The 24,307-nt window shown below is 47.4% G+C and carries 21 protein-coding genes; 15 read left to right on the top strand and 6 right to left on the bottom strand.

What is annotated here, in order from left to right; genetic code table 11:
- Positions 1–17: 17 nt before the first annotated feature.
- Genes AK95_RS07085 through AK95_RS07075 form a run of 3 tightly spaced genes read left to right on the top strand, consistent with a single transcriptional unit; the run spans position 18 to position 2,540 of the window.
- On the top strand, positions 18–761 hold the full coding sequence (locus AK95_RS07085) for an ABC transporter permease (RefSeq protein ID WP_071219274.1): 744 nt from the start codon (positions 18–20) through the stop codon (positions 759–761).
- Positions 762–1,934, top strand: a complete 1,173-nt coding sequence (locus tag AK95_RS07080) for a sensor histidine kinase (RefSeq protein ID WP_071219273.1) — start codon at positions 762–764, stop codon at positions 1,932–1,934.
- Positions 1,935–2,540 (top strand): response regulator transcription factor, encoded by a 606-nt coding sequence (locus AK95_RS07075; protein ID WP_071219272.1) that lies wholly within the window; start codon positions 1,935–1,937, stop codon positions 2,538–2,540. It abuts the gene before it with no gap.
- A gap of 233 nt (positions 2,541–2,773) precedes the next feature.
- On the opposite strand, the gene AK95_RS07070 is transcribed toward AK95_RS07075, so the two are convergent.
- The gene (locus tag AK95_RS07070; RefSeq protein WP_071219271.1) at positions 2,774–3,124 is read right to left on the bottom strand and encodes a hypothetical protein; all 351 of its coding nucleotides are present in this window, start codon (positions 3,122–3,124) and stop codon (positions 2,774–2,776) included.
- A 268-nt stretch (positions 3,125–3,392) separates the two neighbouring features.
- Here AK95_RS07070 and AK95_RS07065 point away from each other — a divergent pair, with 268 nt between their 5' ends.
- The 12 genes from AK95_RS07065 (at position 3,393) to AK95_RS07010 (ending at position 19,331) form a co-directional block, all read left to right on the top strand.
- Positions 3,393–4,187 (top strand): sensor domain-containing protein, encoded by a 795-nt coding sequence (locus AK95_RS07065; RefSeq protein ID WP_071219270.1) that lies wholly within the window; start codon positions 3,393–3,395, stop codon positions 4,185–4,187.
- A 1,274-nt stretch (positions 4,188–5,461) separates the two neighbouring features.
- Positions 5,462–7,519 carry a pectate lyase family protein gene (locus AK95_RS07060; protein ID WP_071219269.1) on the top strand — a complete coding sequence of 686 codons (2,058 nt, stop codon included), beginning with the start codon at positions 5,462–5,464 and terminating at the stop codon, positions 7,517–7,519.
- A gap of 210 nt (positions 7,520–7,729) precedes the next feature.
- The gene (locus AK95_RS07055) at positions 7,730–9,562 is read left to right on the top strand and encodes a cache domain-containing sensor histidine kinase (protein ID WP_071219268.1); all 1,833 of its coding nucleotides are present in this window, start codon (positions 7,730–7,732) and stop codon (positions 9,560–9,562) included.
- A gap of 10 nt (positions 9,563–9,572) precedes the next feature.
- The gene (locus AK95_RS07050) at positions 9,573–10,337 is read left to right on the top strand and encodes a response regulator transcription factor (protein ID WP_071219267.1); all 765 of its coding nucleotides are present in this window, start codon (positions 9,573–9,575) and stop codon (positions 10,335–10,337) included.
- A 170-nt stretch (positions 10,338–10,507) separates the two neighbouring features.
- Positions 10,508–11,800, top strand: coding sequence for an ABC transporter substrate-binding protein (locus AK95_RS07045; protein ID WP_071219266.1), 1,293 nt, complete (start codon positions 10,508–10,510; stop codon positions 11,798–11,800).
- Between the two features lie 26 nt (positions 11,801–11,826).
- Complete coding sequence (locus AK95_RS07040; RefSeq protein WP_071219265.1) at positions 11,827–12,519, top strand: hypothetical protein; 693 nt, start codon at positions 11,827–11,829, stop codon at positions 12,517–12,519.
- 26 nt (positions 12,520–12,545) lie between these two features.
- The gene (locus AK95_RS07035; RefSeq protein ID WP_071219264.1) at positions 12,546–13,493 is read left to right on the top strand and encodes a carbohydrate ABC transporter permease; all 948 of its coding nucleotides are present in this window, start codon (positions 12,546–12,548) and stop codon (positions 13,491–13,493) included.
- A complete protein-coding gene (locus AK95_RS07030; RefSeq protein WP_071219263.1) occupies positions 13,483–14,340 on the top strand; it encodes a carbohydrate ABC transporter permease in 858 nt (285 codons plus the stop codon). The genes AK95_RS07035 and AK95_RS07030 overlap by 11 nt, the downstream gene beginning before the upstream one ends.
- 34 nt (positions 14,341–14,374) lie before the next feature.
- Entirely contained in the window at positions 14,375–15,730 is a 1,356-nt protein-coding gene (locus AK95_RS07025; RefSeq protein WP_071219262.1) for an FAD-dependent oxidoreductase, read from the top strand.
- A 602-nt stretch (positions 15,731–16,332) separates the two neighbouring features.
- On the top strand, positions 16,333–16,923 hold the full coding sequence (locus AK95_RS07020) for a hypothetical protein (RefSeq protein ID WP_071219261.1): 591 nt from the start codon (positions 16,333–16,335) through the stop codon (positions 16,921–16,923).
- Positions 16,924–17,382: 459 nt separating this feature from the next.
- Complete coding sequence (locus AK95_RS07015) at positions 17,383–17,853, top strand: DUF5381 family protein (RefSeq protein ID WP_071219260.1); 471 nt, start codon at positions 17,383–17,385, stop codon at positions 17,851–17,853.
- Between the two features lie 224 nt (positions 17,854–18,077).
- Positions 18,078–19,331 carry a mechanosensitive ion channel family protein gene (locus tag AK95_RS07010; protein ID WP_071219259.1) on the top strand — a complete coding sequence of 418 codons (1,254 nt, stop codon included), beginning with the start codon at positions 18,078–18,080 and terminating at the stop codon, positions 19,329–19,331.
- A gap of 94 nt (positions 19,332–19,425) precedes the next feature.
- Here AK95_RS07010 and AK95_RS07005 read toward each other — a convergent pair whose 3' ends face one another.
- From AK95_RS07005 to AK95_RS06985, 5 genes are all read right to left on the bottom strand, one after another.
- Positions 19,426–19,974 carry a cysteine hydrolase family protein gene (locus AK95_RS07005; protein WP_071219258.1) on the bottom strand — a complete coding sequence of 183 codons (549 nt, stop codon included), beginning with the start codon at positions 19,972–19,974 and terminating at the stop codon, positions 19,426–19,428.
- A 108-nt stretch (positions 19,975–20,082) separates the two neighbouring features.
- Positions 20,083–20,448 (bottom strand): winged helix-turn-helix transcriptional regulator, encoded by a 366-nt coding sequence (locus tag AK95_RS07000; RefSeq protein ID WP_071219257.1) that lies wholly within the window; start codon positions 20,446–20,448, stop codon positions 20,083–20,085.
- Between the two features lie 683 nt (positions 20,449–21,131).
- On the bottom strand, positions 21,132–22,055 hold the full coding sequence (locus AK95_RS06990; protein ID WP_071219255.1) for an aldolase: 924 nt from the start codon (positions 22,053–22,055) through the stop codon (positions 21,132–21,134).
- Between the two features lie 104 nt (positions 22,056–22,159).
- Complete coding sequence (locus AK95_RS34080; protein ID WP_106426994.1) at positions 22,160–22,285, bottom strand: paeninodin family lasso peptide; 126 nt, start codon at positions 22,283–22,285, stop codon at positions 22,160–22,162.
- Positions 22,286–22,301: 16 nt separating this feature from the next.
- Positions 22,302–24,251: an asparagine synthase-related protein gene (locus AK95_RS06985; protein WP_071219254.1), complete on the bottom strand. Its 1,950-nt coding sequence runs from the start codon at positions 24,249–24,251 to the stop codon at positions 22,302–22,304.
- Positions 24,252–24,307 lie beyond the last annotated feature (56 nt).

The raw sequence follows: 24,307 nt of genomic DNA, 5'->3' as shown, positions 1-24,307 counted from the left end.
TTAGGAGGAAAATAGCCATGTTACATATGTTTGTTGCCCAGACCAAAGCAGAAAGTATACGAATTGTCCGCAGTCCATTTTTCTTACTTTTCTCCATTGCGATGCCGCTTGCTTTTTACTTCTTATTTGCGAGTATGAATGGAGTAGATCAATCGATTCAATCGACAACTTGGGGTGTCTTTTCATTGATGTCGATGACGGCATTCAGTTTGATTGGTACGGCCGTATCCCAATTCGGTATCCGTCTATCGTTCGAGCATCAAGACGGGTGGGTACGCTTGTTGAAGCTGACTCCACTATCCCCTGCAGTCTGGATTGGCAGCAAAATTGTATCGCAAATGGCTGTTCACTTGATCGTCATTGTTGTTATATTTTTATCGGCTGGCCTTGTTCATGATATACAATTGACAGCCGGGCAATGGATTTTATGCGGATTATGGTTATGGATCGGGAGCATATCTTTTCTGGCGCTTGGTGCCTTGTTAGGAACGCTTAAAAATGCGAATACCTCCGTTGCCATCGGAAATGTATTACAGATGGGGCTTGCCATTGTGGGGGGGCTTTGGATGCCGCTTAGTACTTTGCCAAGTTGGATGGGCTCGGTCGGGGAATGGCTTCCATCTCACCGTTACGCCAATGGGGCATGGAATATGATCGCCGGAAAAAATCCAGCAAGTATCGATTTCATAATTTTGACAGGATGCGGTCTCCTCTTTATGCTACTATCAATCTATATATATAATCGACGGGATGCGGTCTAATTGAATAGAGAAAAGTGGCGTCTCTTTCCAAAATCGGAAGGAGTCGCTCCTTATATTTTGTTAACAAATTTAATGATACCCATGTACTTTTTACTCTATGAGCCATCAAGTATACAGTGGCTTGGCTTTGTTCTGTTAGGCATATTCGTTCTATTGTTTCGACAATCCTACTTTTATGTAAAGTGGGCCACGCCGATATTGATCGTTCAGGTGGGTATACTTTTAATTTTAGCAGCTGTATTTCACCCTATGTATACGTTTATGGGTTTTATGATAGCTGCTCCGCTGAGCAAACAAAAGCTGCCGATATTACTCTCTATAACGATCGTTTTTACGGTAGCTATGGGATTTATCGCTGTTCCTTACTTGGATCGGATGGGCAGCCTAGTATGGATAGGGCTGGTGCCTATGTTTGGCATCTGTATTCTGCCGTATATTATTCGAACTTCGACCAGGTTTCAACAGAAGTCCGCGCGGCTGCGGGCAGAAACAGCTGAACGAATGGCACAGCAGGAGGAGCGCGAGCGGATCGCACGTGAATTGCATGATACGTTGGGACATACGCTGTCATTAATCGCACTAAAAGGGGAGGTCGTTGAGAAATTGGTCAATCGTCATCCCGAAAGAGCGATAGCAGAGGCTCGTGAAATACGAGAAACGGCACGCGCAGCTTTGAAACAAATGCGTGAATTGGTTACGGAGATGAAAGTTACATATCTCGCTGACGAATATAAGCATGCTGTATCGTTATGTTCAGCTGCGGGCATACCGCTTTTTTTTCAATATCAATCGATTTCAGATCCCAGACCTTCTAATGTAGGGACGGAAGACGCTTTAGTGAACAATCAGCTTCCGTTAACACCCTTGCAGGAAACGATTTTGGCGATGTGTTTTCGCGAGACGATTACGAATGTGGTTCGACATAGTCGAGCAACAAAATGCAACGTTCTTCTAGACATTCAGGAAGGGGAAGTTCGTGTATCGGTAAGTGATGACGGTATTGGGGCAGATACGGAACAATTCTATACTAGCAGTAATGGCCTCGCCGGATTGCGGCAACGGTTGGTTATGATCGATGGTCGTATGTCGCTGTCTTCGTCCCCAGGCAAGGGGACGGAAGTCACCTTACATATACCTAGGGTAATACGAAATGAAAAGGTGGGTAGCGCTTAGATGATTCGTATTGTTTTGGCAGAAGATCAAAAGTTATTAAGGGGAGCACTGGCAACGTTACTCTCGTTAGAAGATGATATTGAAGTCGTCGGTCAAGCTGAAAATGGGGAAGAAGTGATGTCCATGATTCAGCAATATGAACCCGATGTAGCTGTTCTGGATATTGAGATGCCGCTGAAAACGGGGTTAGATATTGCGGAATGGGTTCAAAAAAATAAGTTGGCTTGTCGTGTCATCATCTTGACGACATTCGCGCGTCCTGGATATTTCCAGCGGGCGATGCAGGCAGGAGTTTATGGATATCTTCTTAAAGATACGGGCAGCGAGGAACTGGCTGATGCGATTCGTCGGGTCTATGATGGGAAACGTGTCATCAATTCAGAATTATCGCTCGCAGTATGGGATGATCCATGTCCATTATCACCCAGGGAGCGTGAAGTCATGAAGTTGGCCGCTCAAGGTTTAGTTCTTCAAGATATTGGAGCACAGCTGTTTCTATCCTACGGAACGGTACGGAACTATATGTCGGAGGCGATTGGGAAGCTCGGGGCGAATACACGGATCGAGGCGATCGATATCGCACGTAGCAAGGGATGGTTGGATTAAGTAGAACTCCGAGGTATGGAGGTAAGCGGATCACCCCACTCAAGGGATGATGCAGCCAGCCCATAGAGAGCTTTAGAAGCTCTCATTTTTTATGATCCGCTACTTAGCGTACCGTAACCTAATCAATACACCCGGCGAATTGTGAATTTGCCAAGCCACGGTTCGCCTCCATACATAAACCCCGCTCATTGAGCGGGGTTTTTACTTTTATAGCTGAAACAAAGTATTGAGTTTTAGATCTCCGAACTAGATTGATGCATCAGCTCTTTGATTTCAAGAAATTGTGAATTCGTTATTTGTTGGGATTGATGAAGGGCGTTCAGCTTATCTTCTATTCTTTCCATTCGAAGTTGTGTTTCTTTTTGGAGTTTCTCGGTCTCCTTTTGTGTTTTAGAGTTATCCATGACGACTAAGATGGTCAGACCTGCACTAAAGATCGTTAACCCTCTAGCGATTTGATTTAAATCGATTGAATTCATGGCAATCAGGCAATCGGCAAATCCTGCTCCTATAAGTAGGCCGCCGATCGTGACAATCCCAGTTCTTTTCCATTGGTCTGGGATGATACTTAATGACTGTTTCATGTAGAGATCTCCTTCAGTTAGGTAGTAAACGTGAATAGGATAGCTTAATTCTATATTTAATAAAACACAGATTCTAGAATAATAAAAGGGAATACATGGGGCTTATTGCGCGAACTTTACTTCAATAAGTTCATCAGAGCCAGGTCAGTCCCTAGTCTAAAGTCTAGGTTCAGATACCCCCTAAGACGGTTATGTCAGCCTAATAAGGCGGATATAATGGATTTATAACTCGGAGCGTGACGTATGAAGCTATAAGGGGTGTTTGAATATGAAGGCAACAGAAGCGACTGGAATGGCGCGGGCAGGCAAGGTGAATTGGGTGCTTTTTAATCCGAAAACCTATGCAACGATCCTCTATTTCTTGCTATCTCTCCCGTTAGGGATTATTTATTTTACAGTAGCGATAACGGGACTTGTACTATCCATCGGTTTGACTCCAATATTTATCGGAATACCGCTGTTTTTTGGAGTAGCCAAGCTGTTGAATGGGATTGTCAATTTTGAACAAAGCATGATTAGACAAATTTTAGGTTTACCTACTCCTTCTGTATCGTATCCCTACAATCAACAATCTGAAGCTGGGGAGAACTGGTTGAAGCGAATGGTGAGAGGTTTTGACGGAGCGCTATTTATTCGAAACCTGCTGCTCGTATTACTAAGATTTGTTACTGGCATCGTATTCTTTGTTATTATGGTAACGGTGATTTCACTGGGACTCGGGTTGATTGCTCTTCCGGTCGTGCATATCATTTTGATGAATGAACTGCAGCTTGATATTTTGGAGAATAGCTTGTTTAGTTATTTTCATATAGATTGGACCTATAATCAGCAATACCTGCTGTACGTAGGCGTTGGCCTTATCCTGTACTGGGTTGCGCTGCGCGTTGTGAATGGGCTTATGCAAATTCTGCGTAGAATCATGTATGTGGATGAGGCCTATCAGCAGCCGTCAGTGCCACCGATGGAAGCACAAATCCATGCGCCCGTTCAGCCGCAATATTACGAGTACTCAGAGGATCACCCTAGTCAAGGGATGATGCAGCCAGCCCATAGAGAGCTTTAGAAGCTATCTATTTTTGAAAATCTACTACTTGGTCCGTATCGTCTACATTGCTTCAACAATCGAATTGGATAGACAAGTATGAAAGGTAACGAATGGAATACTCGGCGGTGTATAGTGGTTTTACACAGCCGTGGTTCGCCACCATACACAGAACCCGCTCACTACAGCGGGTTTTCTTCATTTTTGAAAAGGCGAATGAACCCGTCGGTTGAAGGTTCATTTGCCTATTTATGTTGAATGGAATAAATGTTTCTTTACCCATCGTTTGTGCTCAGGTGATCACGGTGTTCGGTTTAAGCAAAAAGGGGTGCTCCATAGGTCCATAGATCGGAGTGGTACCTTTCTATATTTCGGACTCGACGCTTTGGCTTGGCGGCCTTCCGTAATTTTCTTGAATACCTTGGGAAAATATTTGCTGTCCGAGAAGCCCAGTTGATAGGACAAACGCCCTGCTATATGCTAAAATTCGCCCATTAAGAAGATCATGAGGACAGAGGATCCGTTATTTTACGGGAATCGGCCATTATGGAGTTTACGCGGACAGAGGATCCGCTATTGTATCATAATCACGGATTAATCCACGATAAATCCCGCAATAGCGGATCTCTTGTCCGCTTATTGCTGCGAAATCGGTGAAAATAAGGAAATAGCGGAACCAGTGTCCTCAAATAACGCAAATCGATGGACTTCAACAATGCTGGATGGCGGTATCATAATGAGAGAATCTGTACGCTATTAATCGCTGCCGAACTGAATAACAGAGTAATACAAAAAGCTTACGCCGTTACATAATGGGTAAGCTTTAATGCGGCATGCCGTACATCCTGCCAAGCTACACGGTTCGCCTCCATAAAATCTATGCGATGCAGCCAGCCCATAGAGAGCTTTAGAAACTCTCTCCAAAGCGACCTTAACCGGTCGCTTTTTTGTTTGCGTCCGGACGACAAGCCTGAAAGCCCAATCTACGTCTTGTATCTGCAGCTTTCAGCCGTTCAAGACCATCCCGGATGGATGTTGTCCAAGAGGAAGTGTCATTTCCCTGACTTATAATCATTAACTCAGAATATCGCGGAATGCGCAGGTTATAACAAAATGATTGTTTCGGAACTGCTTTCACAGCTGATATGCTGTGGGTGGAATTCCAAAATTTGTTGATTTAAACAAGGACATTTTTTGACAGACAGGGTCCATAAAGCGAGGAGGCTGATAAGAAAGCTCTAATTTATTGCAAGCGATTACAATAGCACAAGTGAATAAAAAAAGGAGGAGATGAAATGAAGAACAGCGTTGCAAAGGTAACCGGCATGGTGTTGTTGTTTTCTCTGGCGCTAGCTCTCATAGCGGGGGGATGGGTGAATAAGACAACGGTCCATGCTGCCGGTCTTTCGATCATCGGCGGTGGGGGCTGGAATGAAACGGCGTATATAGAATGGTCCCCCGTGAGTAATGCGGAGGGATACAATGTATATGTTAAACACGCAGGCGCCCCGGATTCCAGTTATCAACAAATGGATAATGAGCTGATCCGACAATACCCTTCCTATTGGAGAGCGGATGCCGTTGGACTTTCGGCCGGAAATTATATAATGAAGGTTGAAGCCAGGCTGACGGACGGTTCAACGGTAAGTGTCGTTTCGAATAACCTATCCGTAGCGCCGCATGATCGATCTGGATTTGCTTTTTCCTCAGACTCGCCATACGAGACAGGCTCGGGTGCCTACAATGATGACGGAACACTTAAGGATGGTGCACAAGTTATTTATGTGACCTCCGAAACGGCACGAACCGTCACCCTTGATGTGAAAATCAATAGCTCAGGCGGAATTCAAACGGGCGTGGGGATCGGCGAGATTTTGACGCTAAGACAAAAAGGATATGATACAACCCCTCTTGCGATTCGATTTATTGGAAAAGTTACAGATGACGACATGAGCGGACAACTGAATAGCAGCGGCTACCTTCAAGTAAAAGGCAAAAATGAATATTCGGAAATGAATATGACGATCGAAGGGATCGGAGACGACGCTTACGCTTATGGGTGGGGAGTGCTCCTTAGATATGTCGGGAATGTGGAAGTGAGAAACCTGGGGCTCATGTTGTTCCCTGATGACGGGATTTCCATGGATACAGGAAACGTCAACGTGTGGGTGCATAATAACGATCTGTTTTATGGAACTGCAGGAGGAGATGCCGACCAGGCCAAGGGCGATGGTTCAACGGACCTGAAAAAAGGATCAACCTATATTACCATCTCTTACAATCACTACTGGGATTCGGGAAAAGCGGCTTTGGTCGGTTTGAGTGAATCGGAGGAATTCTTTGTCACCTTCCACCATAACTGGTTTGATCACTCGGACTCCCGCCATCCACGAATCCGATTGGCATCGGTTCACATCTATAATAACTTCTATGACGGAGTCTCAAAATATGGGGTCGGTGTGACAACGGGAGCTTCGGCCTTTGTGGAATCCAATTACTTTAGACATGCCAAATACCCGATGTTGAGCTCCTTGCAAGGTACGGATGCTCTAGGTGAAGGGACATTCTCGGGCGAAGACGGAGGCGTGATTAAGGCCTTTAACAATAGGATCGTAGATGCGGATAGTCTGATTTATGCCAATTCCAATACCGGAACAGCTCCGGCAAATGCAACCTCATTCGATGCATACTTGGCTTCGTCAAGAAATGAAATCGTACCAAGCTCATACAAAGCATTCGTGGGAGGAACGGCTTATAATAACTTCGATACAACCGTCGATACGGGTGTAAATAGCGCCGACATTGATAACGTAAGCGATGTGGAACAGATCGTTACCGCACAAGCCGGACGCCTGAATAACGGGGACTTCACCTGGGAATTCAATGATGCCGTTGACGACACATCCTATGCCCTCAATACAGCTCTTATGGCTAAAATAAGCAGCTACACCACTCAACTTGTATCCGTAGGCGGGAATTCAACCGGGGCGGAGCCGGAACCAGAACCAGAGCCGTCCACCGGAGAACAAGTTCACAACTTCACAACGTCCGGAGTGGAAAGCGATTTCTTTAATGTTGTAGGGAATCTCTCCACAACCAAGGGAACTGTGGTGTATAACGGCTTAACGCTAACCCAATGTTTGAAAATCGAGAGTTCAACCCGTATTACCTTTACCTCTACGGAAACCGCTACATTAACATTAGTGTTTAATTCGGCAGACGGAACCAAGATCAAGATTGATGGAACGAGTTATCCCATGACGAATGGTATTGTTAGTGTGTCACTTGCTCCAGGAGCGCATACGATTACAAAAGATCATACGACGAATCTCTTTTATATGGAGTTGGACTAGAGAGACTTCGGTTAAAAAGTGGAGCGACCGTGATTCGGTCGCTTTTATATTTGGCCACTTTTCTTTCCGTTACAACCATCCTCTTTCATATTTGGTAACTTATCGTTCCATTAACTGCGGGATTCGATATAGTATCCCATAGTCACCCCCACCATGTTCCTGTACAATAAAGTGAAAATAAACGGGACTGGCGGAAGGGGTGTGGCCAGCATGTCTTTCAGGTTCAAACCACTTAAATCCTGGAGTCTTCGTGCTAAAATTTTGCTGATCTTCCTGCTGCTCATTTCGATTCCGCTCAGCATGCAGGGCGTGGCTACCTACGTGGATTTTTCCAACTCCGTTGAACGAAGAACCTCCGATTATACCGCTCAATTGGTGGACCAGATCAACCGGAATTTGGACAGGACCCTGATGGAGATGCAGAGATTGACGTTGATGCCTTTATACGATTCGGGGGTATTGTCCATCTTGCGCAAGTACAGGGAGGAGGATAGTCTGCATCAGCAGCCTACGGTGGAAGAACGCTCCAAAATGCAGCTTTATATCGCCAGCATGACTTTCGACAGGCCAGAGATTGACAGTATCCAGATTTTCGCCGGAAGCGGTTACACCTTCTCGAGCCTGGCTCCTAGCGCGATCGCTGCATATACGGACGTGGAGCAGCAGCCTTGGTACCCTGGCGTGGTAGAAGCGAGAGGGGCTTGGGTGCTGCTTCCGCCGCATCGGCCTTCTTACTATCTGGACGGCAATCAAAGTTATTTTTCCGTAGCCAGGCTGATCCGTGAGCCCAATACCAACCGGACGCTCGGGTTAGTCAAAATCGATTTGAAGCAGACCTTGTTCAAACAGCTTGTCGAAAATGTCAGGCTGGAAGAGAACGGCGGCATCGTCGTGCAAAATAGCCGGGAAGAACTTTTCTACATGGCGACCGCAGATGGGGATACGGAGGCGTCCAAGCTGCTTCCGGACCGGATCCTCGAGCTTTCAGGGCGTTCGGAAACGGCAAGCCAGATTCTGCATATGGAGGGCAGCAAGTATTTGGTTGTCTCCAACTATTCCCGATATTCCGATATCCATATCGTCAGCTATATTCCGGTGGCGTCCCTGCTTGTGGAGACCAAGGAACTTCGCAACTTTACGCTGCTAGCTGGCCTGGTATGTCTCGTTATGGCAGGGGCTTTAGCCATCTACTTCTCTTATCGGCTGACCCAACCCCTCGGGACGCTGGTACGAAAAATGCGACTTGTGGAGCTCGGCGATTTCAAGCAGAGCGTGCCGGTAACTGAGGATGAAATCGGCCGGCTCGGTTCCGGCTTCAACCGGATGGTAGAGGAAATCGACCGGCTCGTCCATGAAGTATACGTGCTTGGCATGAGGGAAAGAGAGGCGGAGCTAGCCGCACTGCAAAGCCAGATCCAACCCCATTTTATATATAATACACTGGAGTCGATCAGCATGCTTGCCCGGCAGCGCAATAATGAGGACGTCTCGGAAATGGCCACGGCTTTGGGACGATTGATACGCAGTGCAGTGGAGCAGGACCGAAGCCTCATCCGGCTTGGCGAGGAGCTTGAGACGGCGGAGTCCTATTTTCGTATCCAAAAAATGCGCCATGGTTCCAGGCTGCAGGCTATGTTCGATATCGAAGAAGGGTTGGAAGATTGCCTGGTCCCGAAGCTGCTGCTTCAGCCGCTCATTGAGAATGCGATTATGCACGGGATTGGAGACCGCGAGCAAGGGGGAACGGTATACGTTACGGTGGCGCGATTTGAGGAAGAAGTGCTGTTGACCATTCGGGATGACGGGCGGGGTTTGTCGGAGGATGAATTGGCGGCTTTGCAAGCTTCTTTGGAAGAGGCCGGGGATGATGTGGCAGCAAAAACTCCGGCGATGCCATTACGCGGTCATGGCGTGGCGCTAAAAAATATTAAACAGCGTTTGCGGTTGATTTACGGCGGGGACTGTGACTTCGAAATCGATGGAAGCTTGGGACAAGGTGCGGCTTTTACCGTGACGCTGCCGTTCGCGAAACAAGAAAAGTAGGAGGTCATCAATGATCAAGCTCATGTTGGTGGAGGATGAGGATATTATCCGTAAAGGCATCCGCGATCTGATCGGCCGTGTGGCTCCTGATTTTGAGGTCGTATACGAAGCCGCTCACGGTAAGGAAGCGCTGACTTATCTGGAACGCAATGTGGTGGATGTGCTCATTACGGATATTCGTATGCGGGAGATGGACGGGCTTCAGATGGTCGAAAAGCTGCGGACCGCGGGCCATGGGATGCCGATTGTCATTATCAGCGGCTATGGAGATTTTGTATATGCTAAAAAAGCGCTGCAATTCGGAATCGCCGATTACCTGCTGAAGCCCATAGACCGTAAGGATTTTACGGTTGCTTTGGACAAGATTCGGCTGACCTTGAATTCTTTAAATCGATATGCGGGTGGGGCTGAGCCGCAAAGCGAGGCGGACGGGGGGCCGCCATCCAGCGAGGGGCACAGGATAATCCGGAAGCTGAAGGCGTATATCGCTGAAAACCCCGACGGTGATTTGCGTCTGCAGACGTTAGCGGAGATGGTGCATTTAAATCCTTCCTATCTAAGCCAGCTTTTTAAGCAGGAAGGGGGCGGCAATTTGTCCGATTATATCGCCGAAACGCGGGTCCGGCGAGCCTGCAAGCTGCTGGAGACGACGAACCTGAAGGTTTACGATATCGCCCGTCTATCAGGGTATCAAAGTCCGAAGCATTTTATGCTGGTATTTAAACAGCATACCGGAATGACGCCGGGAACCTATCGAGAGCAATACGGTGTGTAACACTACATAACAAATTATGTTATGTAGTTTTTTTTTATGGGCGAAAACGGAAATGTTCTAAAAAAATCGTACCTTTTCTGAACGTTTAGTGATTTTTTATATGACCATATGTAAATATAATTAACCTCATCACAACCTTAACTTGAACAATATAGAGGGGGAAGCGGTATATGAAAAAATGGTTGACCGGTTTGTTGGCATTAACACTTGGTGTGGGGCTCATTGGCTGCGCCGGAAAAGAACAGCCGAAGAATACGCCAGGCGAAGCCAGTGGCGAGAAGGTACTGCTCAAATTTGCGACCTGGGGAAATCCGGCGCAGCTTGAGCTGTACAAAGGGCTGACCGACGCTTTCACGCAGGAGCATCCGAATATTGAGGTGCAAATTGACACGATCCCGTTTGCGGACTATCAGCAAAAAATGTCCGTACTGGCGGCAGGCCAGGAGCTGCCCGACATTGCCTGGGTATCAGAGCGGATGGTACCGCAATTTATGGCCAACGACATTCTGGCCGATGTCACGGATATTGTTCAGGATGAAGCTTTTGACATCGATGACATTATACCTTCGACGCTAGAACTGTTTCGCCAGGACGACAAGCTATACGGACTGCCGTTTTCCACTCCGCCCAGCGTGGTGTTCTACAACGAAGATTTGTTCAAGCAAGCGGGCTTAAGTACGCCAAATGAGCTTGCGGAAAAAGGAGAATGGACGTGGGAAAAGTTCGAAGAAGCCGCAAAAACGATCAAGACGAGCGCTGCTTCACCGAACGTTTACGGGGCTAACTTTTTCCGTGACTGGAAGACATGGATTATTCTCGCTTCGTATTCTTGGTCAAACGGGAGCGGACCCTTTAATCCAGAGATGACGGAATACACTTGGAATGATCAATACGGGGTTGAAACTTTGGACATGCTGAAGCGCATGATGTTTACAGAAGGCTCACACCCGAAGGCGGGAGAGCAGGTTAATTTTGAATCCGGGCAAATCGGCATGATTTTCGACAACTATAGCTTTGTATCCAAAGCCAGGGAGATCCAAAATTTCAAATGGAGCATTGCGCCAATGCCATCAGGCTCGAAAGGCAGCGTTCCAATGATGGGTCAGGCGGGTTACGTGCTATTTAAAGAGGGAAAACATCCGGAGGAAGCCAAGGAACTGTTGAAATTCCTTGCCGGCAAAGAGGGTGTCCAAAAAACTTCGGCCTTCTTTGTGCCGCCGCGCCAATCGGTGTTGAACTCGGATGAGTTCCTGAGCGTGGAGGGCAATCCGGATGCCGGGCACATCAAACAGGCGGTCATCGATGAAATGCCTAAAGCAGTTGTGCAGCCGGGACATATCCGCTGGCAAAACATTGACACGGAGATTTTGACAGGCTTTGACGAGTTATTTGCCGGGCGGGGTGAACCGCAGCAAATTCAGGACGAGGTAAAAAGCAAGGTGGATGCTCTGCTGAGCAAATAGTGGAAGCTACATTAGGAGGAACGGGCATGAATCGTTTGGATAAAGCATTAAACGAAGCGCCGGGGCTGCAACTGTTCGTCAGCCTCCCGGCCAATGACATCAAGCTTGCAGAGGCAGCCTTGGCTTCGGGCGCCGACGGTTTGAAAGTTCATATCAATGTAGGGCACCGGGCCAGCGGCAATCGCTTCGGCACGCTGGGCAGCTATGCCGACATTTTCAAGGACATTCGCTCCCGCTTTAGCGGCCCCCTTGGAATTGTGCCCGGAGGCTCGGTGGAAGAGGTAAACGCGGAGGAAATTACCCGGCTCCCTGAACTTGGCGTCGATTTCTACTCGATTTATGCCTTTCATCATCCTGCTTTTCTGCTGCAGGCCCCGGGATTGGCAAGAACGTTTGCGATCGATAGCGAGTTCGACCGGGACATCGTGGAAGGAGGCCGGACCTTCGGCATCAGCGCGCTTGAGGCTTCCGTCGTTCCCGGCCATGAATATGGTACCAGGCTTACCCTTGCCGATCTGCTTCATTACCGCTGGCTTGCGGCACACGGCGGTTTGCCGGTCATTGTGCCAACCCAGCGTAAAATCGGGCCGGAGGATATCCCGGCCTTGGCCGACAGCGGCGTCAAGGTGCTGTTGGTCGGAGCGGTGGTCACGGGCAATGAAGCGGAAGGCATCCGCAAGAAGGTTGCCGCTTTACGGAATGCGATCGATCGTCTGTAGAGGTGCCCCACAAGGAGGAAAGCGACATGACCACACTTGAAACGATAAAATCTGAAGGGCCCGGTCGTCCATTTCGAAGGAAGGCAAGGAAGAACAGGCCTTTAAACCGCGGAGACCATTTGGCGGGCTGGCTGTTTGTGCTGCCGATGGTGCTGGGGTTCGTTCTGCTGCTGCTTGTCCCGCTCATTATGGCGCTTTATATGAGTTTTACGGATTGGCCGCTGCTGGGTGAGGCCAAGCTCATCGGATTTGAGAATTACCGCACGATTGCGGGGGACGCGGAATTTTGGCGCGTGCTGGGCAATACGCTTTATTTTGCCGTCGGACTTGTTCCGCTGAACATTATTTTGGCATTGCTGCTTGCAATCCCGTTATCAAAAAATATTCGCGGAGCCGGCTTTTTCCGGACATTGATCTTTATTCCGGTCATGACCTCGCTGGTGGTCTGGTCGATTGTCTGGAAGTATATGTTTGCTACGGATTCCGGGTTCATTAACCAGCTGCTGCGTATGATCGGCATTACCGGACCGGCCTGGCTGTACGATACCCGGCTTGCCATGCCCGTTGTTATCGTGACCAGTCTTCTGAAAAATGTCGGTTTGAATATGGTTTTGTTCATTGCGGCGCTGCAGCAGGTTCCGGCGCAGCTCTACGAGGCGGCCAGAATCGATGGCGCAGGGAGAATGCGGATTTTTTTCCGAATTACCGTACCCATGATCACGCCGACGATTTTTTTGACCCTGATGATGACCATTATCGGTTCGCTGAAGGTGTTCGGACAAATTTACGTGATGACACAAGGGGGGCCTTCTGGAAGCACGAAGGTGCTCGTCTACAACATTTGGGAACGAGCCTTTAAGCTGTTCGAGTTCGGATATGCTTCTGCGCTGGCGTATGTGCTGTTTGTCATCACCCTGCTGCTTACGCTGGCACAATGGCAGATGAGAAAAAGGTGGGTTCTGAATGAAAGCTAGTCTATTTGCTAAAAGGGGCAACCCGGCAGGCGGGAACCTGTTCCATTATCTGCTGCTGCTTGCCGTTTCGGTGGTCATGATGACCCCGTTTGTGTGGATGGTCTCTACTTCGCTCAAACAGCCAGCTGATGTGTTTGTTTTTCCGCCGCAGCTGATTCCGTCGCCGATACGATGGGCGAATTATGCGGAAGTGCTGGAGACGATCCCGTTCCATCTATTTTATGGCAACAGCGTATATATCGCCCTTCTGGTTACCGTGGGCACTGTGCTTTTCTCTTCCATGGCGGGGTATTCCTTCGCACGAATTCCTTTTTGGGGGAGAAGCCTGGTGTTTCTGCTGCTGCTGAGCACGATGATGATTCCGAATGAGGTCATTGCCATTCCGATGTTTCTGTTTATGCGTGAGCTGGGTTGGATTAATACGCATTTACCGCTGATCATTTTGCCTATATTCGGCGCAGGCGGTGTGTTCGGGGTGTTTGTGATGCGGCAATTTTTTCTGGGGATTCCGAAGGAGCTGGAGGAGGCGGCGATGATTGATGGCTGTTCGAGGCTGCGGATTTATTCCACAATCATGATGCCGTTAGCCAAACCTGCAATCGCCACGCTGATCATTTTCACGTTTTTGACGAGCTGGAACGATTTTTTTGATCCGCTGATCTTTATTAATGACCGTAAGCTGATGACTTTGCCGCTGGGATTATCGCTGTTTACCGACGAGTCGGGGACATCGTGGCATCTGCTGATGAGCGCTTCGGTAATGGCGACATTACCACTGCTCATTGTGTTTTTCTTTGCGCAGAAGCAGTTTGTCGAAGGGGTATCCATGACGGGTCTCAAGGAATAGCGTAAATAACGCTTAAAAGGAGGAGTAAAAAGAGATGGACAGCAGGACACGGATCATGGAGGCGGACGTGGTAGTTATAGGTGCGGGGCCGGCGGGCATTGCCGCCGCCATTGCCGCCGGCAGGCAGGGGGCAAGCGTCATCTTGATTGAACGGTACGGGTTTGTCGGCGGGATGTCTACGGCTGCCGGAGTTTATCCTTGGATGACGTTTCATACACAGCAAGGGGAACGGGTCATCGGCGGCATTGCACAGGAGATTGTGGAGCGCCTGATGGAACGCGGGGGCTCGCCCGGCCATCTTCGCGATACCGTCGGTTTCGTGAATACGCTGACGCCGTACCATCCAGAGATATATAAGGTGCTTGCCGTCGATATGCTGCGCGAATCGGGGGTGAAGCTCGTCTCGCACAGCTTCGTTGACGAAGTCGGACGTGAAGGCGAATACATCCAGTCCGTGACCCTTACTGGAAAATCGGGGCGAATCAAGGTGGACGGGAAGATGTTCGTCGACGCGTCCGGGGATGCGGATGTCGCTTATCTGTCGGGAGCACCGACGCTTCAGGGGCGCGAAAGCGACGGGCTGTCGCAGCCGATGACGATGAAATTTCGGATGCGGGGTGTTGACGTCGAGGCGATTCGGAAGGCGATGCTTGCTGATCCCGACAATTTTTATCACAAGACGCCGTTTGCCGAACTAGAGAATGAGCGTATTCCGCTCACGGGGGTTTCCGGCTTTTATAAGGAGTGGAAGGCTGCCGAGGTCCCGATCAACCGCGACCAGGTTCTGTTGTTTATCGGACCGGAGAAGGATGAGGTGCTGATTAACTGTACGCGGGTACAAGGCTTAAGCGCGACCGATGTCGAGGAACTGACTTTGGCGGAGGAGGAAGGGCGCAAGCAGGTGCTGATGATGGCGCAATTTTTGAAATCGCGGGTGCCCGGATTTGCCGAGGCCTCCATTTCCTCGGTTGCCCCCCAGATCGGAATTAGGGAGTCGCGCCGAATCGACGGTCTGTATCGGTTAACGATGGAGGACGTGGTGACGGGACGGCATTTTGAAGACGGCATTGCGAGGAGCGGTTATCCGGTTGACTTGCATGATCCCTCAGGCAAAGGGATCATGGAGGCTACCATCGAGAATGACGGTTCCTACAGCATTCCTTACCGCTGCCTGGTGGCCCGAGGGCCAGTAAATCTGCTCGCGGCGGGGCGTTGCATTTCCACCACGCATGAAGCACTGGCGACCACGCGCTTGACGCCAAGCTGCATGGCTACGGGAGAAGCGGCGGGCACGGCGGCGGCCCTGGCCTGCAAGGCGGGAATCACTGCGGCGGAAGTCAATGCATCGCAGCTCAGGGAGATGCTGTACGCCCAAGGGGCGATTGTGTAAAGAGACGCGGGCTAGCCCCGCTCCGGTATAAACCTGGGGCGGCTCCGTATTTTTGTAGTGTGTTTGAGGCGGACTGCTTTTTTGCATCTCCTTAAAGCTCGTTTGTAGGTTTCCTTGTTGATTCAGACGAAGAAATTCAAAAGAGCATTAAAGGGGTTTGACCCCTTCCATACATATAATGAAGAAGCGTCCGTAACCGGTCGCTTTTTGTGTATCAGCTCAATACAGTTCGGTATTACTTACTTTGTTCAATGAACTTCATTACCTTTATGCTTTTAATTACAAGTCGTAGAGCATGAGAATGCTAGTTTAGAGAAGTAAACAGAATAGAACTTCATCTTTATATATTGAAACCTCCATATCCATGCCAAAAACACCGCTCATTGAGCAGTTTTTTTCTCGTTGCAACCATGGTTCTGACGAATAACTCTAAAGATGAACGTCTTACATTAAGCGTTTTTTATGATGTGAAATAATAGATTATGAGGAAAAATATCTCATTCTAATCAGAATGGTGTAAACTAAAAAAAAGAATATGGCCCATATTATGGTATGATATAAGGGGTAGAGTAGGGGGTGTTTACACAGGAGGTGCTGAGTTGATGCCCAACAAAGTCGGCGGACTTAAGCTACTGTTCATCTGTGCAGGTCTTGGATTGATTCTGCTTGGCGCCGGGTGCACTCCGAAGACAGAAGAAGACGCGAATCCGGAGGTTGTTAACGTACCTGCGGAAGAAATGATCGCCATACCTTGGAATAAAGGATGGTCACCGGCTATCAGCGTCACTCGGGGCATTCCGTTGGAACTGAACGGCAGCGATGAAATCGTGTATGACATATCAGGCGATACCGACTACTTATGCGTGGAAATAGAGGGCAGGCTTGAAAGCATGAGTAAGACGGGATCCTCAAGGAAAGCAGGAGAGCATTTTTACTGGAGCCCCCTCTGCGGGGAACTTCCTGCTGATCTCGCCGAAGTTGGGACCTCGTGGATCACCGTCGTTCGAAAACAGGATGGGTATCTAACCGGAATGGTTCTGGTCAGGATCTCGCCAGAGCAAGACAACGGGAATGGAGGGTCGACGTTCAAGGCAGACATCATCGCGAGCTTGTCTTTTCCCCAACAAGACGGGGCTTACCAAGACATTTCCGACGAGGATTTAAAGGAACTTGAAGCCACCTACAAAAATTGAACAGACAGAGGGCTCCATCCCCAGATCATTTATAGTCATTCATCAAATTCAAAAATTATGAGCTGATTCAATAGTTTGAATAGTTCATAAAATCAATGTAATAGTCACCAGCCCGCGTTTGGGTTGGTGGCTCTTTAATTATGTTATAATAAGCTTTAACAGGCGTTGATGTGCACAAGATAAATAGATTAGCTGAAGATGGCCAGTGAATGTGAATTAGCAAAAAATTCTGCTTGGTTGTACAGTATCCTCTGAAAAGTGCAAAAGGCAGCCAGCGTGATGACTCATTAAGGGGTGTTACTGATTTTTCACTACATGGGTTTGAATCCCCTCCATACATTTAATAAAGAAGCGACCGGTCATGGTCGCTTTTTGTTTACCGGTTCCGATGCAATTCGGTATCCTATGTATCGTGAAGGCAAGAGGACTATTCAAATAATTTCAGAAAGGCGTTAATTCATGAACGCGATATCTTATCGGAAATCCGTGGCATGGGGCAAAACACTTGGCAGTTTACTGTTTGTGCTGGCCTGCCTGTTTCTGCTGTACGCGGCTTTTTTTATGGATACTTCCTTTATTCGTAAGTTCTTTTGTATCACATCAGCCATAATAGGGATTCCATTTTTTGGAGGATATTTGGTTGTCAGCTTGCCAAAGGCACTGAAATCAGACACGCAGCTCCTCACCTACGATCAAAATTCCATTTCAGATGGTACGCGGACCGTAGCCTGGACGGAGATTACAAGCATCAGCTACAGCGGCCCCTCCATTCGGGAGTGGCTGCTTCCGAAATTTCCTGTGCTGATTTTTCATTTGAAAAACAGAGAGACCTGGACCGTGAATACGTATTATTTGTTAACCGATACCGAAATTCAGTCTGTCATGAAGCGCCTGCGGGGGCTAATCAGCCGTAACGGAAAGGAAACGTAATGAGCGAGCATACCTATATATTTTCATTAGAAGAGCTGGGCTACGCCTTCGGCCTATCGAATCAGACTAAAAGAGCACCGAATCGGTGTTCTTTTTCGTTTTTCTTACAGACTTACCAAGCATCTTCCAAATCAACCCAGCGATGTCTTATCTTGAACTTTGCGTAGTACTAGAATCTCCTCTATAATAATAGGCTAATCTTAAACTGCATTCAGGAGGAAACAATGGACTTTATCAAAAATCAACTAGACGGATATGGCATGAGCGAACAAACCATTGGATATCTCTCGAATATGATCATGGTTGTATTTATCGCGGTGATCTCCATGCTGGCTAATTTCATAGCCAAAAAAATCGTGCTGAAGACGATTATTCATATTGTCAACAACAATCGGTACACGTGGGACAATATCATCGTAGAGAAAAAAGTGTTCCACAAGCTGTCGCATCTCGTACCGGCAATCATTATTTATTTTTCGGCGTCCATCTTTCCGGCTTATCAAGTTTTGATTGAAAAAGCTGCAGCAACGTATATGATTATCGTCACCATCACGGTGTTGAATGCGCTGCTTAATGCTTTTGATGACATTTATCGTTCGTTTGAGGTCTCCAAGATCAGACCGATTAAGGGATACATTCAGGTGGTGAAGATCGTTCTCTTCATCATCGGAGGCATTGTGGTCATCTCGAACCTCATCGGTCAGAACCCTTTGATCATTCTCAGCGGGCTTGGTGCTTTATCGGCTGTTCTGATGTTGGTTTTCAAGGACTCCATATTGGGCCTGGTAGCAGGCGTTCAATTATCATCGAATGATATGGTGCGCGTTGGCGACTGGATTGAGATGCCGAAATATCATGCGGACGGCGACGTCATCGATATTACATTGAATACGGTAAAAGTAATGAATTTTGATAAAACGATCACGATGATTCCAAGCTACGCCCTCATCTCGGACTCGTTCAAGAATTGGAGAGGCATGCAGGTATCCGGCGGCAGAAGAATTAAGCGAAGCTTCTATGTCGATACGAGCAGTATCTGCTTTTGCACCAGGGAAATGATTGAGGAATTTCAGAAGATTCACTATCTTACCGATTATGTCACGACAAGAGTAAATGAAATTAACGCCTACAACATCGAACACCAGATTAATACGGAAAGTAAAGTGAACGGCAGACAGCTTACGAATGTGGGCGTATTCAGGGAATATATCCATCAATATCTGCGGAATCATCCGAAAATTCATAAGGATATGACGCTGATTGTCAGACAATTAGCGCCGGGAGATAACGGACTTCCATTGGAAATCTACGCTTTCAGCAATGACACCAACTGGGGAGTATATGAATCGATTCAAGCAGATATTTTTGATCATATCTTTGCCGTTGCTCCAACCTTCGGGCTTCGTGCCTTCCAGAATCCAACCGGCCATGATATCGTCCATCTCAAAGAAAGCCCGGAGTATTCGCGAGGGTATTAGATCAGCTTTAAGGAATGTATATTACAAATAGGTACCCGTAGTCCGCACCTTTTAAAGTGTTCAGACCATGGGTACCTTTCTAATAAGAGTACCCTCAGATCAAGTCGTGAAGTCTGCTCGTGTCGACTACTTGAGCAAAGGTATCTTGTAGCGATGCCATAAATGTATCATGGACGGTTTTTGCAGGAATTACTGTATCATTCCATACTAAATCTCGGGTGGTGCACGCATCACTGAGCAATAGAACTTCATAGCCGAGGCGACTTGCCGTTCTCACGGTCGAATCGATACAGATGTGGCTCATCATGCCGCCAATGACCAACCGCGTGACTTTAATGGATTCGAGATATTCTTGCAGTTCCGTTTGAAAAAAGCTGTCTGGCGTGTGCTTAACGATGACTTGTTCGTTGGATTGGGGTTGTACGCCTTCATGAATGTTGATCCCTTCGGTATCGGGGAGAAAAAATGCAGCGTTATCCTCCAGAAGAATACACTGAATGTGGACAATAGGTAAATTCTTTTCCCGGAATAGCGACAATGCTTCTTGAGCATGGGTTAACGCTTGATCGGGATGGAATAATTCATTTCTACCTCCTGGAAAGTAATCATTCTGAATGTCTACTAATAGTAACGCAGTATTCATGGTTCATGGCTCCTTTACTCGTAGTAAAATCGGTTTCTACAAGTATTATAATTTTGGACCCGTAAACGGTGAATTACCCACTTTTTTGTGGGTATGGTGATCATGATTTCATAACTTATAACGAATGCCTTTGCGGTCGAGAAGCTCGGTTTGACCCCGCTCCACCATATATTCAATGCCGATCTCTTGCATAATCAGTACCGCCTCTAACAGCTTCCTCCCGCGTTCCGTAAGATAGTATTCTACGTGTAACGGATACCCTTCCGTTTTGATTTTATCAACGATCCCGCAGGATATAAGTTCTCTTAAATGCTGTAGCAACATCTTTTGGGTGATCTGGTCAATATCTCGCTCCAGTTGGGCTAAGGACGTGTTCCCATTTTTCAATTGATATATGATCATGGTTTTCCATTTGCCTTTTATTATGTCATGAGCAATCTCCAATGGGCAGGTACATATCTCTCGAATTATCATCGAACTCACCTCTATGACATCATAACAAAAGTTATAAAATCGTGACACTTGAACATAAAAAAAGTAGCATGTACACCATAAGAAAAGCGACCGCTAAGGGTCGCTTTTTTACGTTTTCTCAAGGAATGAGGCTAGTCACTGACGCTCCTAATGATAGTTCTTGGATTCATTTTCTTTGTATTTGTCATCGCTGTTATGCAGCGCTTGTTTCCGGCGATCGTTGCGGGCTTGTTGCTGTTGCTGGGCCTCTTGACTGTTTACAGGTGTTTCTGCCAGTTGTTCCACCGTGTTGACCAGGTTCTTGTCCGGTTCGTTCGTGTCAAAGTGGGGCTGAAATCGGGTTTTTATGAGATGAACCTGTTTTATGGTGTGAAGGGCGTGCATGCCTGGAATATAACGGCGAGGAAGAGCTAGCGCGAATATCGGAATACGTACAACAAACGTTTGACAAAGAGCTGCTGGACGTATTTTTCACAGCTATTGAGTGCATGCCGCTGGACGACTAAATCGTGCTTGATACATACACCTCCACACGAGGCTTTGACTTGTTGATGAGCTGTGGAATAGTGAAATGATCCCCAAACGACAGGTTTGGGGATTCTTAATAGAGGGGACATATGGTATCGAGGGTGTCTGAGGGCTGAAGGATATGATTCAAGAAAAGACTCATGAAGTTCATGTGTTTATTCACTTATGGCATCTACAACCATGGCCGTTAGCTCGTGCACGGTATGTTCGTTTAATGGACGCTGAATCTGGTACATAGCCATACTCCCGGACATACGCGCTGTGATGTCAAAATGCCACTTCGTTAATCCGCTGCCGGATAAAAGTTGGTTTCGATAGGTATGACGATGCAGCAGCGGCAGCTTCTCTAATTTATCAATCTCACGTATATGTAGTTGACTGCAATCCGTCTTCACGAGCTCAAAAATGCCAGCCAGCGGCAGGGGATTATTGGAGAATTGGGATGTGACGGGGACGGCGTACTTGGTTTCACGCTCGAACAAAGGCCGGAATTGCCTGGAATCCATACCGAAGACTTCAAGGCTTTCCTGCCAAAGCTTTTGTTGAGGATAAGCTGGCGTTGCGTAAGGAATATTTTGTTGGTCCAGCGTCACAGCGATAATGTCATCCGTTAATAATTGGTATCCTTTCTGCAGAAAGGCAGAGGCCAGCGTCGACTTCCCGTGTCCGGAATGGCCGATGAAGGCATAGGCTTTATGGTCAATGACTACCGCACTGCCGTGCAGGGGGAGTATTCTACGCTGCAATAGAAGGGCACCCATACAAGATCCCAGCACGTACAGCCGGATTTTATCCTCCGCTGCCCCCTTCTCTGGAGAGACAGAGATGGTCGACCCGTTCTCTATTGCAAAAACAGCGAGTTCAGGTACTCTGAACATGACCATATCTTCAGTACATACCCATGTTTTATTCGATGTATCAGATCTTCCAAGCCATCTTTCGGTCAGATCAGCATAACGGATGACAATATCGGCATAATCATCCGGGAGGACGACGGGCTGTAACTCAGGCAGGGGAATGTCACTATGAATGGAAAACCCGAAGGCCTTATATGCGGTTGGCTTAAACGTTTGAAGCATGGTCCTCACTCCAATGATTAATATGCGAATACAAAAAGATAGCCCTTATACCCGATCAGGCGTATAGGGGCTCTTTTTATCAGAAAAAATGATGACTTTATATGTTAGCTGGTGTGAACCATTTCGTCCGGATCCGGTTGCACTCCATCCGGAATTGCACTACCAGGACCAGCCATGGTCATTTTGATGTCAAGAACCTCCAAAGCAGGTACGCTCCATTCCTTTTTCATATAGATTCACCTCCTTTCAAAAGTTTTTTTGAAGAAATCGGTACAGAATGAGGCTGCGCATGAGCAGTTTGATCGAGGAATTATAGGCTTGATTCGGGCTAATTCCCTGGTGGGCTTCCGCTAAGGCCTCGTGTATGACAGGCATGTTAATGATCTGCTGCATTCGGGAATCTCGGTATACATGATCCAGTTCGTTTAAAAACAAAGGCCAGTCATTTAGCATTCGATGGATGGAATCTGCCGCTTGGATTCCTCTCGTTCGATGATTAAGACGGATGGAATCAGGGAGCCAGCCTTTTGTGGAACGGCGGATTAACGCACGGTCCATCCCTTTCTGAACGAATTGTTCCATTGGTGTTGATAGGCAGAAACGAATGACCCTTAGATCATTGGAGGGATCATGGCTCCACAGGGAGTAGCGAAGAGAGAGTTTACAATTACTTGTGCCGGTTGCGCTCCACATGTTGACTCTTTCGTAATGCACTCTTCTCGCTTCTAACGGGTCATCAGGTAAATCGTCAGTAGAACCGATTCCAGTAAATGCAGGGTCATTGAGCTTTTCATAAATACCCACTCGTTTAGCGTAGTCGGAATTAATTAATTGTGGGAAATCGTAGGAAGCGATTGGGGAACCGAACCGTTTCAGTAACGGAATGGCTTTACGGCTGACAATGGAATATAACCGTCTGCGACTCACTCCAACGTTCCTGCTGTATCGTTTGATTTCCTGACTCAATTGAAGCCAATTAAGGTTTTTCATGAGTTTGGTGTAATGTTCGACCGCAGGACCCCAAGAGATGCTGTAATTTCCTCGGGCGCCATTGAGCAGAATACCGATATCTCGTTGTTCAGCATGTTCGTAAATGCCTCGAAGCCAGAACGAATTGTCAAAAAACTTATATGGAGACTCCAGAATGTTTAGCCAATCATCAATTTCCGTAAAAGCACTTCTCCCGGAGAAGTCCAAGTAGTGGTCGTTAATATTCCCGACGAATTGAACCGTCTGTTTAATAAGTGGTCTCTCATCCGCAAGTCTGTGCTTCGGCGTCCAATCCACAAATCCGGTTTCTGGCACGTAACTGAAGGTGTGGAGCGGACGGTTTTCGTTCTGCAACGCTCTGGCGGCAAAACTAACTACCGAACCTGAATCCAATCCTCCGCTAAGATGAGCTCCGACATTTCGATTCGTTCGCCGAAGCCGTGCGGTAACGGCTTTGTTAAATACTTCCCGAAAAGCCTCCTCATACTCTTCTGATGATGCTAACTTCAAAGGAATTACATCCGTGAGGCTATGATATCGGTTAACGGATACTTTATCATGGTAAATGGTGATCTTATGAGATGGCGGGAGCTGATGGATGTCATTGTAAATCGTAGTGGATACATCCGGCGGTTCAAAAACACCATGGATTGCCAGAAACTCAGCCAGCCATGTTTCGTTGATTTCTTTATGTATAGAAGGTAATGAAAATAGAGGATTGATGGCCGTACAGAAGCAGATCTGCTTCTCATTATGATGGTAATAGAGTGTCCTCGCGCCTGAGAAGTCTCTAGCTCCGAAAAGAAGCTGCTTTTTCTCGTCCCAAATGATGAAAGCAAAGTCTCCGACCAGCCGTTCCGGCATTCGTTCGGACCATTTCTCATAAGCAAGGAGCAGAACTTCACTGTCTGTCATATGTTCCCTAGAGTGATACGGCACTTGCAATTGATCCATTAACTCATCTCGATTGTCAATAATGGCGTCAGCCGTTATGGCAAGCCCTCGATTCGAGTCGTAGGAAGGTAAACGTTCTTGGACGGATTGATCCGTTATCCACTGCGCATGACAACCAAGCATGATATGATTTTTGTTCCACCACATGCTTTGGTTGGCCGGATATTGCCTCAATGCCTCCATGATGAGTCCGCCGTACTCCGACTGGACTTTTTCCCCGTTAAAGCGATAAATACCGGCAATAGCACTCATTTGATTTTCCTCCAATTGGACCAGAACAATCACTACTTGATACCTATTGTATCGTA

Origin of the sequence: Paenibacillus sp. LC231, assembly GCF_001860525.1 — a bacterium.
In the GTDB taxonomy this organism is placed as follows: domain Bacteria; phylum Bacillota; class Bacilli; order Paenibacillales; family Paenibacillaceae; genus Paenibacillus_AQ.
Note: the sequence above shows the minus strand (reverse complement) of the source record. Positions and strands in the feature narration are given on the sequence as shown.

Coding starts and splice junctions, on each gene's coding strand:
- AK95_RS07010 (WP_071219259.1), top strand. CDS start 18,078: ATGGACTTTATCAAAAATCAACTAGACGGATATGGCATGAGCGAACAA.
- AK95_RS07025 (WP_071219262.1), top strand. CDS start 14,375: ATGGACAGCAGGACACGGATCATGGAGGCGGACGTGGTAGTTATAGGT.
- AK95_RS07075 (WP_071219272.1), top strand. CDS start 1,935: ATGATTCGTATTGTTTTGGCAGAAGATCAAAAGTTATTAAGGGGAGCA.
- AK95_RS07005 (WP_071219258.1), bottom strand. CDS start 19,974: ATGAATACTGCGTTACTATTAGTAGACATTCAGAATGATTACTTTCCA.
- AK95_RS06985 (WP_071219254.1), bottom strand. CDS start 24,251: ATGAGTGCTATTGCCGGTATTTATCGCTTTAACGGGGAAAAAGTCCAG.
- AK95_RS07020 (WP_071219261.1), top strand. CDS start 16,333: ATGCCCAACAAAGTCGGCGGACTTAAGCTACTGTTCATCTGTGCAGGT.
- AK95_RS07030 (WP_071219263.1), top strand. CDS start 13,483: ATGAAAGCTAGTCTATTTGCTAAAAGGGGCAACCCGGCAGGCGGGAAC.
- AK95_RS07070 (WP_071219271.1), bottom strand. CDS start 3,124: ATGAAACAGTCATTAAGTATCATCCCAGACCAATGGAAAAGAACTGGG.
- AK95_RS07015 (WP_071219260.1), top strand. CDS start 17,383: ATGAACGCGATATCTTATCGGAAATCCGTGGCATGGGGCAAAACACTT.
- AK95_RS07045 (WP_071219266.1), top strand. CDS start 10,508: ATGAAAAAATGGTTGACCGGTTTGTTGGCATTAACACTTGGTGTGGGG.
- AK95_RS07055 (WP_071219268.1), top strand. CDS start 7,730: ATGTCTTTCAGGTTCAAACCACTTAAATCCTGGAGTCTTCGTGCTAAA.
- AK95_RS07035 (WP_071219264.1), top strand. CDS start 12,546: ATGACCACACTTGAAACGATAAAATCTGAAGGGCCCGGTCGTCCATTT.
- AK95_RS07050 (WP_071219267.1), top strand. CDS start 9,573: ATGATCAAGCTCATGTTGGTGGAGGATGAGGATATTATCCGTAAAGGC.
- AK95_RS34080 (WP_106426994.1), bottom strand. CDS start 22,285: ATGAAAAAGGAATGGAGCGTACCTGCTTTGGAGGTTCTTGACATCAAA.
- AK95_RS06990 (WP_071219255.1), bottom strand. CDS start 22,055: ATGCTTCAAACGTTTAAGCCAACCGCATATAAGGCCTTCGGGTTTTCC.
- AK95_RS07085 (WP_071219274.1), top strand. CDS start 18: ATGTTACATATGTTTGTTGCCCAGACCAAAGCAGAAAGTATACGAATT.
- AK95_RS07065 (WP_071219270.1), top strand. CDS start 3,393: ATGAAGGCAACAGAAGCGACTGGAATGGCGCGGGCAGGCAAGGTGAAT.
- AK95_RS07060 (WP_071219269.1), top strand. CDS start 5,462: ATGAAGAACAGCGTTGCAAAGGTAACCGGCATGGTGTTGTTGTTTTCT.
- AK95_RS07040 (WP_071219265.1), top strand. CDS start 11,827: ATGAATCGTTTGGATAAAGCATTAAACGAAGCGCCGGGGCTGCAACTG.
- AK95_RS07000 (WP_071219257.1), bottom strand. CDS start 20,448: ATGATAATTCGAGAGATATGTACCTGCCCATTGGAGATTGCTCATGAC.